General features: G+C 47.0%; 10 protein-coding genes. 4 read left to right on the forward strand and 6 right to left on the reverse strand.

The window, feature by feature from the left end:
* Positions 1-201 precede the first annotated feature (201 nt).
* A complete protein-coding gene (locus ACFS25_RS17505) occupies positions 202-603 on the forward strand; it encodes a hypothetical protein (RefSeq protein ID WP_381503639.1) in 402 nt (133 codons plus the stop codon).
* A gap of 86 nt (positions 604-689) precedes the next feature.
* Positions 690-3,020 carry a metallophosphoesterase gene (locus tag ACFS25_RS17510; RefSeq protein WP_381503641.1) on the forward strand — a complete coding sequence of 777 codons (2,331 nt, stop codon included), beginning with the start codon at positions 690-692 and terminating at the stop codon, positions 3,018-3,020.
* A 16-nt stretch (positions 3,021-3,036) separates the two neighbouring features.
* Here the strand turns inward: ACFS25_RS17510 and ACFS25_RS17515 are convergent, their stop codons facing one another.
* The 5 genes from ACFS25_RS17515 to ACFS25_RS17535 form a co-directional block, all read right to left on the reverse strand.
* Positions 3,037-3,933, reverse strand: coding sequence for a 1,4-dihydroxy-2-naphthoate polyprenyltransferase (locus tag ACFS25_RS17515; protein ID WP_381503643.1), 897 nt, complete (start codon positions 3,931-3,933; stop codon positions 3,037-3,039).
* 94 nt (positions 3,934-4,027) lie between these two features.
* Positions 4,028-4,645, reverse strand: a complete 618-nt coding sequence (locus ACFS25_RS17520) for a glutathione peroxidase (RefSeq protein WP_381503644.1) — start codon at positions 4,643-4,645, stop codon at positions 4,028-4,030.
* A gap of 67 nt (positions 4,646-4,712) precedes the next feature.
* A complete protein-coding gene (gene argS / locus ACFS25_RS17525; RefSeq protein ID WP_381503646.1) occupies positions 4,713-6,542 on the reverse strand; it encodes an arginine--tRNA ligase in 1,830 nt (609 codons plus the stop codon).
* A 140-nt stretch (positions 6,543-6,682) separates the two neighbouring features.
* Positions 6,683-9,046, reverse strand: coding sequence for a penicillin acylase family protein (locus ACFS25_RS17530; RefSeq protein ID WP_381503649.1), 2,364 nt, complete (start codon positions 9,044-9,046; stop codon positions 6,683-6,685).
* Positions 9,047-9,133: 87 nt separating this feature from the next.
* Positions 9,134-10,672, reverse strand: a complete 1,539-nt coding sequence (locus tag ACFS25_RS17535) for a serine hydrolase domain-containing protein (RefSeq protein WP_381503651.1) — start codon at positions 10,670-10,672, stop codon at positions 9,134-9,136.
* A 272-nt stretch (positions 10,673-10,944) separates the two neighbouring features.
* Here ACFS25_RS17535 and ACFS25_RS17540 point away from each other — a divergent pair, with 272 nt between their 5' ends.
* The gene (locus tag ACFS25_RS17540) at positions 10,945-11,370 is read left to right on the forward strand and encodes a hypothetical protein (protein WP_381503653.1); all 426 of its coding nucleotides are present in this window, start codon (positions 10,945-10,947) and stop codon (positions 11,368-11,370) included.
* A gap of 57 nt (positions 11,371-11,427) precedes the next feature.
* On the opposite strand, the gene ACFS25_RS17545 is transcribed toward ACFS25_RS17540, so the two are convergent.
* A complete protein-coding gene (locus ACFS25_RS17545; RefSeq protein ID WP_381503655.1) occupies positions 11,428-12,093 on the reverse strand; it encodes a hypothetical protein in 666 nt (221 codons plus the stop codon).
* Positions 12,094-12,307: 214 nt separating this feature from the next.
* Between ACFS25_RS17545 and recQ the strand changes: the two genes are divergently transcribed.
* Positions 12,308-14,431 carry a DNA helicase RecQ gene (recQ, locus tag ACFS25_RS17550; protein ID WP_381503656.1) on the forward strand — a complete coding sequence of 708 codons (2,124 nt, stop codon included), beginning with the start codon at positions 12,308-12,310 and terminating at the stop codon, positions 14,429-14,431.
* Positions 14,432-14,452 lie beyond the last annotated feature (21 nt).

A 14,452-nucleotide genomic window follows, 5' to 3' on the forward strand; every position in this document is an offset into this window, starting at 1 on the left:
AAAGGTCATTCGCCAGCGAGTGACCTTTTTTACTTTCAACTATATATTATCGATTTCTATGCATCTATTTATTCTAAAGATTTAACTGCAAGTATACAACGGCACGAATATTGCCTGTAAAAGATTAATTAAGTGCATTATATGTCTATCTTTAGTAAACATTACGTATTACTCCCTCCGTTCACTTAAAAATTTATAGCTTTGGTCGACTATTTACGCACTACATTACACTCGTTTGTTAATAATTATCAGGCTGTTATGTGGCGGCTGCGCGAGTGTCCGCTCAATGATGAGCAATTGGGTATTGCTGTTGGGCTGAGTGGTAATGCCATTCGAAACCGACGCTCAAAACCCGATCTCTGGAAATTATCAGACGTCCAGCGGCTGGCAACTCATTTTTCTTTACCGATCACAGCCTGTGTTCAGCTAAATCTTGCACTTCATCAGCTACCAATCAACCTGAAGAATCTATCTCCCGAGGAGAGAAGACGAACAGAGCGGCAATTGCTTTTCAAAATATCTCAGTTGGAAGCGTATAATCAAAGCGACTGGCCAGTTCGATACTTACTTCGTATTCACCAATCGCTGCTTAGCCATAGATAAGTATACTGATTTACAGATATTTAAAATATAACATAGGATGTTGCAATCGGCAGACGTAATTTCGCAGCGATTGTAATCGTCACTGCATGAAACATAGTTTTTACTTAATTATAATTTATTTTTATTTTTTAGGATACAAGGCTGATGCACAATCGCCGAAACTAGTGCGAGGCCCTTATTTACAAGTCGTTACGCCAACGTCTGTTGTCGTTCGATGGCGGACTGACCAGCCGACTACTGGCCGGGTCTGGTTTGGCGCATCGGCAAGCCAATTAACGGGCAATGTCCGCGAGTCGCAACCTACACTTGAGCATAGTTTGACACTTACCGGATTGCTACCCGCTACCCGTTATGCCTATGCCATTGGTTACGACGACACTCAATTGACGAACGGTCCCGATTACTACGTTAAAACGGCGGTGCCTGCCGGAGATACTCGCCCACTTCGTTTCTGGGTACTGGGTGATTTTGGCAGTGGTACTCAAAATCAGAAAAACGTTTATCAGTCTTATCTGGCGGCTACCACCAACCGGCCAGCCGACCTTTGGATATGGCTGGGTGACAATGCCTATTCGTATGGTTTGGAAGAGGAATACCAGCAGGTCGTGTTCCCGGTTTATGCACAAACATTACGCAACACACCTCTATTTATAACGCCCGGTAATCATGACTATGCCGACAGCGAGACAAATTTCAATACTGCTTACTACAGGCTATTTTCCTTTCCAGAGCAAGGTGAATCGGGGGGAATTTCATCCGGTTCAAAGTCTTACTTCTCCGCCGACTATGGTAATGTTCATTTAATTTCACTCGACTCACAGGGTAGACAGGATAGACAATACCGGCTTTATGATACGACATCTACACAGGTGCAATGGCTAAAGCGTGATCTTGCCGCTAACAAGCTACCCTGGACGATAGTAATTTTCCATCATCCTCCTTACAGCAAAGGAGGCCATAATTCCGATACCGAGTTATCGATGCGTTTGATACGCGAGAATCTTACCCCAATTCTGGAGCGGTTTGGGGTCGATCTGGTCTTAAATGGTCACAGCCACGGGTATGAACGAACGTATCGGCTTAAAGGACTGCGGGGCTTAGCGAATACATTTGATAAAGCGACCAACATAGCCGAAAACACAACCGCCCGTTACGATGGGTCGCCCAACTCATGCCCCATTTTGACCAAAGGCCAAGGTACAGTTTACGTTGTTAATGGGTCAGGTGGACAATTGGGTGGACAATCTCCCGATTTTCCGCATCCAGCTACTGTTTACAACAATACTACCCTCGGTGGCTCAATGCTTTTGGATGTGAACGACAATCGCTTGGATGCACAATTAGTGATGGCTGACGGCTCTGTGCAAGACAAGTTTACCATCATGAAAAATGTAAACAAAATCACTTCGCTCACCGCCGAATATGCTGATACTCTACAATTTACAGCGTCGTGGATGGGTGATTATCACTGGTCAGGTGGACAAACCAGCCGAACTATACGCTATACTGCCGACAAGCCAGGAACAATTCCGGTTGCCGTTACTGACACTGACGCTCGACAATGCCTGACTGATCAGTTTACCATTGTAGTGCAGCAACCGCCTACAATAACAACAAAATCATCCGTATCAACAGCCGTCTGTGTAGGTAGTACTATTGCCGTTACCGCCATACCCGAAAACACCACAAAAGCCGCTGGTTGGCAATACGACGTACTTATATCCGACGCATCCGGTAATTTCACCTCCGAACAAATTGTTGGTTCAGGCGCGTTGACTACGTTGAAAGCTACTATTCCAACTAATTTATTACCCGGAACGGGCTACCGATTACGGGTAAGACCACGGGGAATTACCTACGCACAGCTTGTTCCCAGCGCTGGTTTCACGATAAAATCACTGCCAACGGCAACATTAGCTGGATCAACGACGGTATTGCAGGGCCAACCAATCTCCCTCACGTTAAGCTTTACGGGCGATGGTCCCTGGCATGGTAGTTTATCAGATGGCACCTCTTTTTCGGGTAGCATCAACCCAATGGTTCTGACTATTCAGTCAACGAAATCCATCGTTTATTCTGTAGCAAGTATTGAAAATAATTGCGGAAAAGGCAGTGCTTCGGGTCGGGCTTCGATAACAGTCCTGATACCTACCGCTGAAGAAGAGTTTGCTGGTGGACAACTAAAAATTTACCCTAATCCGGCTCACGAAGTAGTCTATGTAGAATTGAGTACGACCCAGAAAAAAGAAGTCAGTTTGAGCCTGCGTGATGAACAGGGCCGTTCTGTATTTCAGAAACAGTTTGGTCAGGTCACGACAATTTCCGAATCTGTACCGATGCCAAATGCGCCTGGAACGTATCTGCTTACAGTTCAGGCTGGACAAAATAGAATCACCAGGAAGGTAGTGCGGCAATAAGCTAAACCAACAAGGTTTATAACACTTGCGCTAGTCCAAACAGGACAACAAATAATAATGTCGTCAGGGCAAGTTGCCCAAGACGAGCGTTAAGTTCTATAGGGCGCTTATGGTTTGCAACAGCACGGCCATTTAGAACAACTAGCGGAAACGCAAGTATGTAGAGATAGCCTGACCAGGTAGCATCGGTCAGGAACGAGTAGGCAACAGCACAAGCCATACCTGTAATCAACAATCCCCAATGGTAGCGAATGGCAAGTGGCAAGCCAAGTCGAGCCGGAATAGAGCGTTTTCCCGTTAGTGTATCAGTCTCAATATCACGTATGTTATTGATGTTCAGCACACCCGTAGCAAATAACCCGACGCTCGTAGCGGGTAATAGTAACAAAGGATTGAATGATAGTGTGTACAGGAAATAGGTACCCAGTACACCAACCCAACCAAAGAAAATAAGTACGGCAACATCACCGAAACCGGCATAGCCATATGGCCGTTTGCCATTCGTATAGCCAATTGCAGCCGCAATGCTAAGAAGACCAAGCACGAAGAAAAACCAGAATATTTTCGGTTCTACCTTATAAAAAGCTACAACCAGCAGCCCGATACCGCAAAGTAGCGAAAGTACCGCCATCAGTATAATACCCCGCAGCATAGCTTCCTTCGTAATGTCGCCGGTAGCAACAGCACGGCGCGGTCCTACCCGTAATTCGGTATCTTTCCCCGACACAGCATCACCATAGTCGTTGGCAAAATTGGACAGAATTTGCAGAAAAACGGTTGTCAATGCAGCCAGGACAGCAATTTGCCAACTAAAATGTTGGTTAGCGAACGCTAGAAAACTTCCGAGAATAATACTGGCTAAGGCCAGTGGCAATGTACGCGGTCGGGCAGCCGCAATCCAGCTTTTTGTCATTATTGAAAAGTAAAACCGGGCCACTGAAGTAAAGGAGCATGTAAGGCTTTCACCAACTATTTACTCTTTTAATACAATGGCCCGGTTTTGTCAATTACATACCTACTGCTTTCTTGAACTCTTCATCTTCAGGCTTCACTTTTGAAGCAAAGAAATGCGTTAGTTCACCTTTTTCATTGATGACGTATTTGCAGAAGTTCCAGGTTGGCGCTTTTTCATTCCAGCCATTCAGCGATTTGTCAGTCAGCCACTTGTAGAGAGGAGATTGGTTCGCACCCAATACATCTACTTTTTCGAACATCGGGAATGTGACGCCGTAATTTTTTTGGCAAAACGTAGCGATTTCTTCACTGGTACCTGGTTCCTGACTGTTAAAGTTATTGGCAGGGAAACCTAGCACCACAACTTTATCGCCATGTTCTTTGTAGAATTTCTCCCAGTCAGCATACTGAGGAGTAAATCCACACTTCGATGCGACGTTCAGGATTACTACTTTTTTGCCTTTGAATCCGCTCAACGAGACGGGCTTTCCATCTAATGACTTAACGGTGAAGTCATACAGACTTTTTGTAGGTGCAGCATTTGCTGGGGCAATAGCAACTTCACGTTTGTTGCTAAAGATGCCTTTAACAAGAGTTGATAAGGACATAAAACTGGTTAGGGTCGCGACCAGCACGACACCGATTAAGGTAAAAACAAGGTTCTTTTTCATTGTTAATTTAACACTTTAGTAGAATTTGGAAAAGGTAAATTAAAGATACTGAAGCAGAAGCAACTAACTACATTTTTTCAGGGACCTCTACGCCCAATAAACCCATTGCTTTACGAATAGTTTCACCAACGACTTCTGATAAAATAAGTCGGGCATGAAGCTTAACCCTATCCGTTTCTTTAAGGATGGACAACTTGTCGTAAAACTGATTAAATGTCTTCGCTAACTCATAGGCATATTGCGCGATATAAGAAGGAGCATAAGCTTTTCCGGCGTCGTTTACATGTTGCGGATACTGGCTCAACAAGAATATCAGTTGCTGCTCAACGTCGTCTAACTGAGTTACCGCAACAGTGTCATCCAAGATGATATTCATCTCCATCGCTTTCCGCAAAATAGACCGAATCCGAGCGTGTACATACTGAATATACGGCCCTGTGTTCCCGTGTAAATCGACCGACTCAGCAGGATTGAACTGCATTCGTTTCTGCGGATCAACCTTCAGGAGATAATATTTTAGGGCTCCCAAGCCAAGCATCTGAAACAGGGTTGTTTTCTCGGCTTCGCTAAACTCAGCTAGTTTGCCTTTGGCGGCTTCATCAGCGGATGTTGAAGCCGCGTCGATTGTTTCCTGAATCAAATCATCAGCATCGACAACGGTACCCTCGCGGGATTTCATTTTGCCCGTTGGTAGGTCAACCATGCCGTACGACAGGTGATACAGGTCATTCGCGTATTCTGTACCCAGACGACGAAGGATAGCAAACAAGGCGTTAAAGTGGTAGTCTTGTTCGTTACCAACAACCCATATTTGGCGGTCGCTATGAAAATCCTGAAACTTCAGGGCTGTGGTGCCGAGGTCCTGAGTCATATAGACCGACGTACCATCGGCCCGCATAACCAGCTTCTGGTCCAGTCCTTCTTCGGTCAGATCAATCCAAACTGAATTATCTTCTTTGCGATAGAAAACGCCTTTTTGAAGACCCTGCTCTACGATTTCTTTACCAAGTAGATACGTGTTTGATTCGTAATATGTTTTGTCGAAGCTAACACCGATGCTTTTATAAGTAACCGCAAATCCATCGTATACCCAGCCATTAAGTTGATTCCATAATGCCTTCGTTTCGGGATCGCCCTGTTCCCAAAGTCGTAGCATCTGCTGAACCTCAAGCATCAATGGGGCACTCTTTTCGGCTTCCTCTTTCGTCACCGGAACGCCGGGGGTGCGGCCTCCCGACAATCCCTGCGTAACCATTTCTTCGACTTGTGCTTTGTAAGCTTTATCGAATAGGACATAATATTTCCCGACCAGGTGATCGCCTTTCATCCCCGACGACTCCGGCGTTTCGGCCCGGCCCGACGCATCGGTGCCGAACATCCGGTAAGCCAGCATTGATTTGCAAATATGAATACCCCTGTCGTTAACGATGCAGGTCTTAACGACATCGTAGCCGTTTGCCGCCAAAATCCGGCTTACAGAATCGCCCAGAAAGTTATTGCGCAGATGACCAAGATGCAGTGGTTTGTTGGTGTTCGGCGAGGAAAATTCAACCATCACCGACTGCCCTTTTTGGGGCAATATGCCAAACGATGGATTATGAACAATCTCGTTTAGCTTATCTACCCAAACAACTCCGGCAACGCTAATATTCAGGAATCCCTGAACGACATTGAAGCCGCTGACGACTACACTGTTTTCGACCAGCCACGTGCCGATAGCCTGCCCAATTTGCGCGGGTGCCTGACGGAGAATCTTTGTGTAAGGAAACGTAACAAAGGTGTACTGACCTTCGAACTCTTTTTTAGTTGGACTAAGTTGTACAACGCCGGGATTGACCGGATATAATTCGGCTATGCACCGTACAATGTCGGTTTCTATTGTTGACTGAATATCCATTACCGGCAAAAGTACGAAATGTAGCCCTTATATAGAGCGTACTACCTGTCACAGAGTATAGCGCGAGTATCAGCCTATGACTCTAATTGTGGGTTTAGTTCAATGGTTTTCTTGCAACGATAGTCATGGGCTACGCTACATCAGGGCTTCAACGTGGTCGTTCCTTCTGCAACTGTCTTAATTTTTTCCTTCGAGAAGAAGACGGGAAAATACCCATTTTCGGCCCAGATCGGAAAAAGATCAGCATAGTGCGGGCTGGCTGGATCACCCGACTGACCGGGATTATTAATACCCAGCGTCTTGTCCCAGTCTTCGGTATCAACCAGAATGCGAAACGACGCGCCATGCGTCTGATTTAGATCATTAGACGTTGCGTTGACGGTCTCACCATAGCCACCCCGCGCCACTGGCCCAAGATTAATTTTCTGGCGCATAGCTTTATCAACCATCGTACTAAGCGGGTGCGTAAGGGTAATATGCTTGTTTTTGCGCTGCCCATACGACCACTCATCCATGTCAGAGCCGAGTCGGGTTGTAAGTTCCGCTACGGCTCGGTCAAGGCAGGTTAACAGCAGGCTATCGCGAGCGGCAGTTGGAATAAGTAAGGCGTCAATTATCCGCTTTGTCGGTAAACTTTTTAGATAAGGACGGGCAGTTGCAGGCACTTTTGTCAGATAAACCGACTGCTTCAATTGCCCTTCCCAAGCTACGTAAATTGAAGCCGCTACGGAATTGGGCGTGAGTTTGTAATCCCACCGGTTGAGGTAATTCAATGCCTTTTCGGTCCGGTCGGTGGGCGAAGCCAGATTTTGCAGCAATGGCACCAGCGTCCGGGCTGGAATAGACAGATAATCGGCTTGCAACGCCATAAAATCCACTAAAGTCTTACGCTTGCCATCGTTTAGCACTTCTTCGATACGATGCGCCCGCGAGGGACCGGCCCATGTCCAGGCGATAGCATTTCGATTGGGAAAGTCGGGCGATGTGAGGTTATTATTCGCTGTTACCACATAGCCTTCGGGCGGATTAAGTTTGTTAGGTAACTTTTCGATAGGCAGGAAGCCACCCCACTCAAACCGACCATCGCCCGGTACCGGCACTAACCCCGTAAAGTTTTTTCGGATTGGTGCCAAGCCAACCGATTGCCAGCCAATCGTGCCGGTTTTATCCGCCCATATCATGTTTTCTCCCGGTACCCGACTGAACAAACATGCCTGCCGAAACTCCGGCCAGTTTCGAGCCTGATTCATCCGTAAACTAGCCAGATAGGGCGCACTACCTATTTCGAGCCCACCCGATCTAATAGCATAGGCTTTGTGATGTTGCTTATCCTCGAACACTACCGGCCCATGTCGGGTGTATTTTAGGGTGGCCGTTTGCGACTGCCCACCTTTTACAGAAATGGTTTCGGTCATGGTTTTCATCAGTACCCATTGACCCTTGTATCGATACTGGTTTGGATTAGCCGGGTTGGTTTCATAAACGTATAAGTCTTCGTTATCCGTCTCAAAAATGGTTAAGCCCCATGCGCCATACTCGTTGTGCCCAACCGAAACGCCCGGAAGCGTCGGCTCTCCTGCCCCAATTACATTCCAGCCCGGCGCGTGTAGATGAACCCAATAACGTAATGAGGGGGTCGATTGCGCCCGGTGGGGATCATTGGCAAGCATCGGATAACCACTGGCGGATTTAGCCCCCGAAATAACCCAGTTATTAGACCCGACGTAGTATTTTTCAGCGTCAAAGTTTTGATTCGGGGTAGGTTGTGGTAAAGCGGCTTCATCTTCATCGGCCTTTGTTGCTTGTCCCTGAAATTTTAGTGGCAAGCGAAAGGCTTCGTACAGTTCCAAAATTGGTTGAAAAAGTTCGTCGCCATTTATGTGTAGCGTTAAGTCTGGTTCGGTTGCTTTGGTCACGGGATGAAACCATTGCAGTTCACGAAGTTTGTCGGGGCCAATCAGTTTCACTAACCGACCATAATTCAGTTCTTCGCGAACGTTGTACATCAGTCCCTGGTGACGGCTGATAACAACCTCGGGCGTCCACAACCCCGGCTTTGTATCGAGTACCCGAAACTCGAACGGCAACTTCTCGGGTGTTTTTAGAATGTTGGTAATATAGGCGTTGATACCGTCCACAAATGCCCCGACGATCTGCGGTCCGTGTGGATGATAATGCAGTAATTCTTTATTGATGTCACCTCGATAGCGAAATAAACGAGTGCCGATATCACGCTTTGTTTCCTGGGGTCCGAGCAGTTCAGCAACTGTACCGGTGGCCTGCCGACGCCAGATTTCCAATTGAAACAGCCGATCCTGAGCCGCCGAGTAGCCTTGCGAAAAGAACAAGTCGTACTCATTTTTGGCATAAATATGGTTGACACCCCAGCGATCGCGGATGATTTCGACGGGTTGGTGCAACCCGGACATCTGTACCGTTTGACTTGACTGTGAGTTACAACAAAGTGGCAAAGAGACAGCAATCAGAAAAAGCAATTGGCGCATACGATCAGATTTGAACCTGAACATACTAACTTTTTCCCTTTAGTGTAGCTTTTGCCGGTTGTTTATCTTTATTACAGCCACAACACCTTAATGCGGCTCAGGATGCTCCAGGGTTAAGGTTACGGCTGCCAGCCGCCCACCGCTGAGTTGTCGTGCCGTTGTATAAGCCCGGAATACGAATGGCACAATGTCAACACCATTGTCGGTAGGGAACAAACCAGTCTGGCTATTCAGCGCATTGACAAAAAGCGCAACGGTTATATTGTTCGGTAGTTTCATCCAGATTGTCCGAAGGCCCATGTAGGGCGCTTTGCTGTCATAATACCACCAGCCATCATGATAAGCCAGATCGCCCAGACTCGTTGAGGCCCGGTAACACCCCAGGTTATTGAGCAATAATGTATCTTTATAAGCCGTTGGCAACACCGATTGATCGGGCGATGACAGTACAGTTGCATATAGTTTACCAGCTTCGCGAGGAGTTAGATACCAACCATAAGCGCCTAGCGTGTTAGCAAAATTGCCCGGATTCCACCCTTTCCGACCGGCTACATAAGTATAACTATAGCAGTATGTTGGGTCGCCCGCCGGATAGGTGGGAATCGCATTTCCAAGGCCCACTTTGTCAAGAACATTAGTTTGAACATACGCTAAATAACGTTGTTGCGTCTGCTGATCGTCCACGGCATCGTTGCCCGTGAAAACGTAGCCCGTTATGGCCGGAATCAGTACACGCATAAGACCAACATTAGCATTCTGATAGCAGTATTGTCCTCGATTAGCCGATTTGACCCCATTCGCAATCAGTTGCTTAAGGCCAGAATAAATATTTTCACTATAGGCACCGTTCTGGCAGTTGTTACCCAGACCAATGATACCGCTGCGGTGATTAAATAAATCACGAAAAGTAATTTGGTCAATATTTTCTCCCTTAGCCCAGGATGGCGGTAGGTAAGGACTAATTTTATCGGTTGTTCGAATGCCTTTTTGAGCCGCCAATTGCGTAAAAGTCATGGCCGCAATGGTTTTGCTCATACTGGCAATGTGCATTTTGGTATCGAGCGTGTACGGCTTTTCTCCTTCGCTATCAACCGACCTCGACTTTAAGCCGCCCATGCCCGACGCCTTCATTTCGTTGTTTTCATAAATTACGAAGCCATACCCAATATCGCGGTTTTGCAGAAGGCTGGTCAGGGTCTGGGCGAAAACATCTGTCAGAGCAATCTGTACTTTGAACGTCACGACTGAACTGTAAGCGGTGCCAGCCGCTGTAGTCAAGTAAGCACGGGCGAAGTAAGTTGCCTTGTTTTCCAAACCCGTTAGTGAATCACCGAATTGGTAAGGCAGGGTTGAAAGCGTTGCTGATCGGGCGGTTTTGCTATCGGCAAGTGTTGGTGATGCATTTGTTTTCGACCACACAAATCCAGTAGTTATGGCCTGACCCGTTGGTGCTGCCGTAACAGTGGCAGAAAGCATGGCTGATGCGCTGCTTCGTATCGCCACCGTGGGAGCTTGACTAAAGCTTATTACCTCAGCTACGGGTGGAGTAACATCCTGATTATGCTTGCAACCGTACAATAATACGCTTGCAACGAGGCACAGCGTATAGAATAAAGAATTATTCATTTGTTTAGCCTGCTTAAACTCCCCGTAAATAACGGACCACCATGTACATGCACAACTTGTTAATTTATCCAGCGGTATTCAGGATTATTCGCCTTCAGGAACATTGATAGACGCTACCAAGTAGAACGTAACTATTTTGTTGTTTTTGTTCAACAACTGTAACGAAGAAAGCAATGAAGACGGCGTCTTATATAGTCCTTATGGTTAGCTTAGTCGTAAACTTAATGAGTTGCGTAACAGCTACGATACAATCAAATATAAAAAAGGACGTTATGCCGGAGTTTCGGCGTATTCTTGTTGTATCACGGCTCCCAACAGTCAAACAAACGTATTTACCTACCTTTCAAACGGCATTTCCAGCGGGCTATCAAGTATGTACGGTATCAAATAGCCCTATCTCATTCGATAGCCCGGAAGAAGCCATTGAGAACCAACGGCAGACCTGCAAGAGCGAAGTTCTTTTAACAATTGACCTTAATCGAAATTATACGTCCGGCAATGGCCGATATATATCGTCCTATAATGAGCTTTATCTGGAAATGACGAGTCTTGCTACTGGCAAGCCCTTTTGGAAAGCCATCGTCACAACGGGCGGCAGCAATGAAGTTCCTCCGCGCCAAATTGTTAGTCAACTTATTAAAGACGGTATTATTGTAGGCTCAATTCCGCCAGACAACACAATGTCGGCAACGAATTAAACAAGAAGTGGGGTCAGGTTCTTAAACCTGACCCCACTTCTTGTTTAAGACAATAGGCTAGCCTTTTATACTACTCAAATACGTTTTGTTGCCGTTTTTATTAATGTAGTATTTGCCACCGCGCGGGCCAGTCATAACCTTCTCACCACTGGGGCCTTTTTTGGAAGCGTCAACTGGGGCTTTGTAGTCGGCAGGAGTCGCTTTTTCTTCCTTCATTGTACTCGTACCTTTCGGTGTTTTCGCTACTTTATCATCTTTCAGACCCGAATTATTGGCCATCTTGTCGGCTTTCTTCGAGGCATTATCCGTTGTTGTAGTAGCCACAGTGCCATTGTCAGCAGCCGCCTTTTTAGCGGCTTTGGCCGCTCTGGCCGCTGCCATTCGGTCATTTACAGTAGCTGTAGTGACTTTATCCGTAGTTGCATCAGTTGTGTTTTTAACGTCCGCTTTGGCGGTCTTTGCCGCATCTTTAGCCGCTTTCTTATCAGCTTTAGCCTGTGCTTTCGCAGCATCATCCCCCGTAGTAGCTGCGTCGGTTTTAGCCGATTTTACCGCATCTTTAGCCGCTTTCTTTTCAGCTTTGGCCGCTGCTTTAGCCGACGCATCGGCCTCACTCATTTCTTTTTTAGCCTTATTTTTCGATGGTTTATCATCCTGAGCCATACCGTTGAAGGCAAAAAGCAGGCCTAGGGAAAGGCAACAGATTAACAGGTTCTTTTTCATGGTACTCGGATTGGGGTTTGTGAGAGAACAACTATTTTTTCGTTCATAGGACGGAAAGATGAGGATAAAATCACGAATCCGTTAACGAAAATGACTTAAATTTTCCTTAAATTTGAGATAAAGATAGTAGTCTGTTAATCAGAATCAACAGACCTTTTATGTGAATTATCCGGCCTGTCTAGGCTGACTTAGTTACCTGTTCTTTAGCAAGTTAATGACCGTTTCAACGCCCCATATTCAGCAACCCGCCGATTACCTCAAACGCTACTATGGATATGACCGCTTCCGGCCTATGCAGGAGGCTGTCATCCAGTCAATCCTAAGTGGTCGCGATACGGTGGTACTCATGCCTACGGGGGGTGGAAAATCGGTTTGTTTTCAGATTCCGGCTCTGATGCTACCGGGCCTCACGGTAGTGGTTTCTCCCCTGATTGCTCTCATGAAAGACCAGGTGGGTGCCCTGCATATGAACGGCATTGAAGCGGCCTTTTACAACAGCACACAAACCAGCCGGGAGCAGCGCGATATTGAAGACGACTGCATCAGTGGTAAACTCAAATTGCTTTACGTTTCCCCTGAAAAGCTGCTCACGGAGTCATTTTATCATTTTCTAAAACGAGCCACGGTATCGCTGTTTGCCATTGACGAAGCGCACTGCATTTCCTCATGGGGACACGATTTTCGGCCAGAATATACCCAACTGCATATCCTGAAAGAGCAGTTCCCGGCGGTGCCAACAATTGCCCTTACCGCCACTGCCGACAAACTCACACGGCACGACATTGCCACGCGACTTGGCATGAACGACCCGGCCATATTTGTGGATTCGTTTAATCGGAAAAATCTGAGTTTACAGGTGCTCCCCGGTCAGAATCGCATTCAGCAGATCGTCCGGTTGTTGCAACAGAAACCCGATACATCGGGCATTATTTATTGTCTAAGCCGAAAATCGACGGAATCGCTGGCGGCTAAATTGCAGGAGAAAGGGTTTAATGCGGCTTTTTACCACGCCAAAATGGACCCCACCGACCGATCAAAAACGCAGGAAGCTTTCCTACGGGACGACGTTAAGATTATGTGCGCGACGATTGCCTTTGGCATGGGCATCGATAAGTCGAATGTGCGTTGGGTGATTCATTACAATATGCCCAAAAACATCGAGAGCTTTTATCAGGAAATTGGGCGGGCGGGGCGCGATGGCGCTGCGGCTCAAACGGTACTCTTTTACAGCTTTGCCGATGTGGCCACCTATAAAGAGATGCTGGCAGAAAATAGCCCGGCAAATCTTGGTTTGCAGTTAGCCAAGCTTGAGCGGATGCAACAATACGCCGATGCCCACACCTGCCGCCGACAAATTTTACTTTCTTACTTTTCCGAAGAACTCCCCGACCCTTGTGGCAACTGCGACGTTTGCCGCGATCCCCGCGTTACGTTCGACGGTACGATTCTGGCTCAAAAAGCCTTGTCGGCCATTATCCGAACCGGCGAACGAGTACCAATGAACTTACTCATCGATATTTTGCGGGGTTCGCGAAGTCAGCAGGTGTTGCAGGGCGGTTACGATCAGGTAAAAACCTACGGTGCAGGCCGCGATCTTCGCTTTGAAGACTGGCGGAACTACTTACATCAACTTATTAATATTGGTGTAATCGAAATCGCCTACGATCAACACTACGCCCTACGACGGGGAATCCTGGCCGATCAAGTGCTGTATTCAGGTCGCAAAATTGATCTCGTTCGACCTGATGATGCGCCAAAGCCGGTGGTCGAAAAAACCAGAACCAAACCCGAAACACAACGCGACGATTTGTTCGAGCGGCTGCGCGTACTACGCAAGCAACTCGCCGACGAGCAGAATGTGCCGCCTTACGTTATTTTTACGGATACAACGCTCGAGGACATGGCTCGTCTGCGACCCACCACACCCGATACCCTGCGCAATGTGAGCGGGGTTGGCGAACGTAAGCTACAACTGTTCGGAAAGCGGTTTCTGGCGGAGATTGTCGGCTATGTGCGCGGTCGGGTGCAGGCCGGTGAAAAGCCTAAAGGATCAACTCAATTAATAACGCTTGATTTGTATAACAATGGGCTAACAATTGCAGAGATTGCCACCGAGCGGCAACTAACACCGGGCTCTGTTGCCAGCCATCTGGTACAGCTTGCGCGCTCAGGATACGACATCGATTTAGTATCACTTATTGACCCCATCGAACGGCGTGAAATTGAAAAAGCAATTGCCACGGTAGGTATAGAAGAAGGCCGTTTAAAGCCTGTTTTCGACTATTTGGGCGGTCGATATGATTATAGCAAACTAACCCTCGTAATGGGGCTTATGTAAAAATAAAATCCTGTTTTCAGG

It is taken from the genome of Spirosoma flavum (genome assembly GCF_042686045.1).
GTDB classification, from domain to species: Bacteria; Bacteroidota; Bacteroidia; order Cytophagales; family Spirosomataceae; genus Spirosoma; species Spirosoma flavum.

Excerpts from the sequence above, each read along its gene's own strand:
- ACFS25_RS17520 (WP_381503644.1), bottom strand. The coding sequence starts at position 4,645 with ATGAAAAAGAACCTTGTTTTTACCTTAATCGGTGTCGTGCTGGTCGCG.
- ACFS25_RS17535 (WP_381503651.1), bottom strand. The coding sequence starts at position 10,672 with ATGAATAATTCTTTATTCTATACGCTGTGCCTCGTTGCAAGCGTATTA.
- recQ (WP_381503656.1), top strand. The coding sequence starts at position 12,308 with ATGACCGTTTCAACGCCCCATATTCAGCAACCCGCCGATTACCTCAAA.
- ACFS25_RS17510 (WP_381503641.1), top strand. The coding sequence starts at position 690 with ATGAAACATAGTTTTTACTTAATTATAATTTATTTTTATTTTTTAGGA.
- ACFS25_RS17515 (WP_381503643.1), bottom strand. The coding sequence starts at position 3,933 with ATGACAAAAAGCTGGATTGCGGCTGCCCGACCGCGTACATTGCCACTG.
- argS (WP_381503646.1), bottom strand. The coding sequence starts at position 6,542 with ATGGATATTCAGTCAACAATAGAAACCGACATTGTACGGTGCATAGCC.
- ACFS25_RS17530 (WP_381503649.1), bottom strand. The coding sequence starts at position 9,046 with ATGCGCCAATTGCTTTTTCTGATTGCTGTCTCTTTGCCACTTTGTTGT.
- ACFS25_RS17540 (WP_381503653.1), top strand. The coding sequence starts at position 10,945 with ATGCCGGAGTTTCGGCGTATTCTTGTTGTATCACGGCTCCCAACAGTC.
- ACFS25_RS17545 (WP_381503655.1), bottom strand. The coding sequence starts at position 12,093 with ATGAAAAAGAACCTGTTAATCTGTTGCCTTTCCCTAGGCCTGCTTTTT.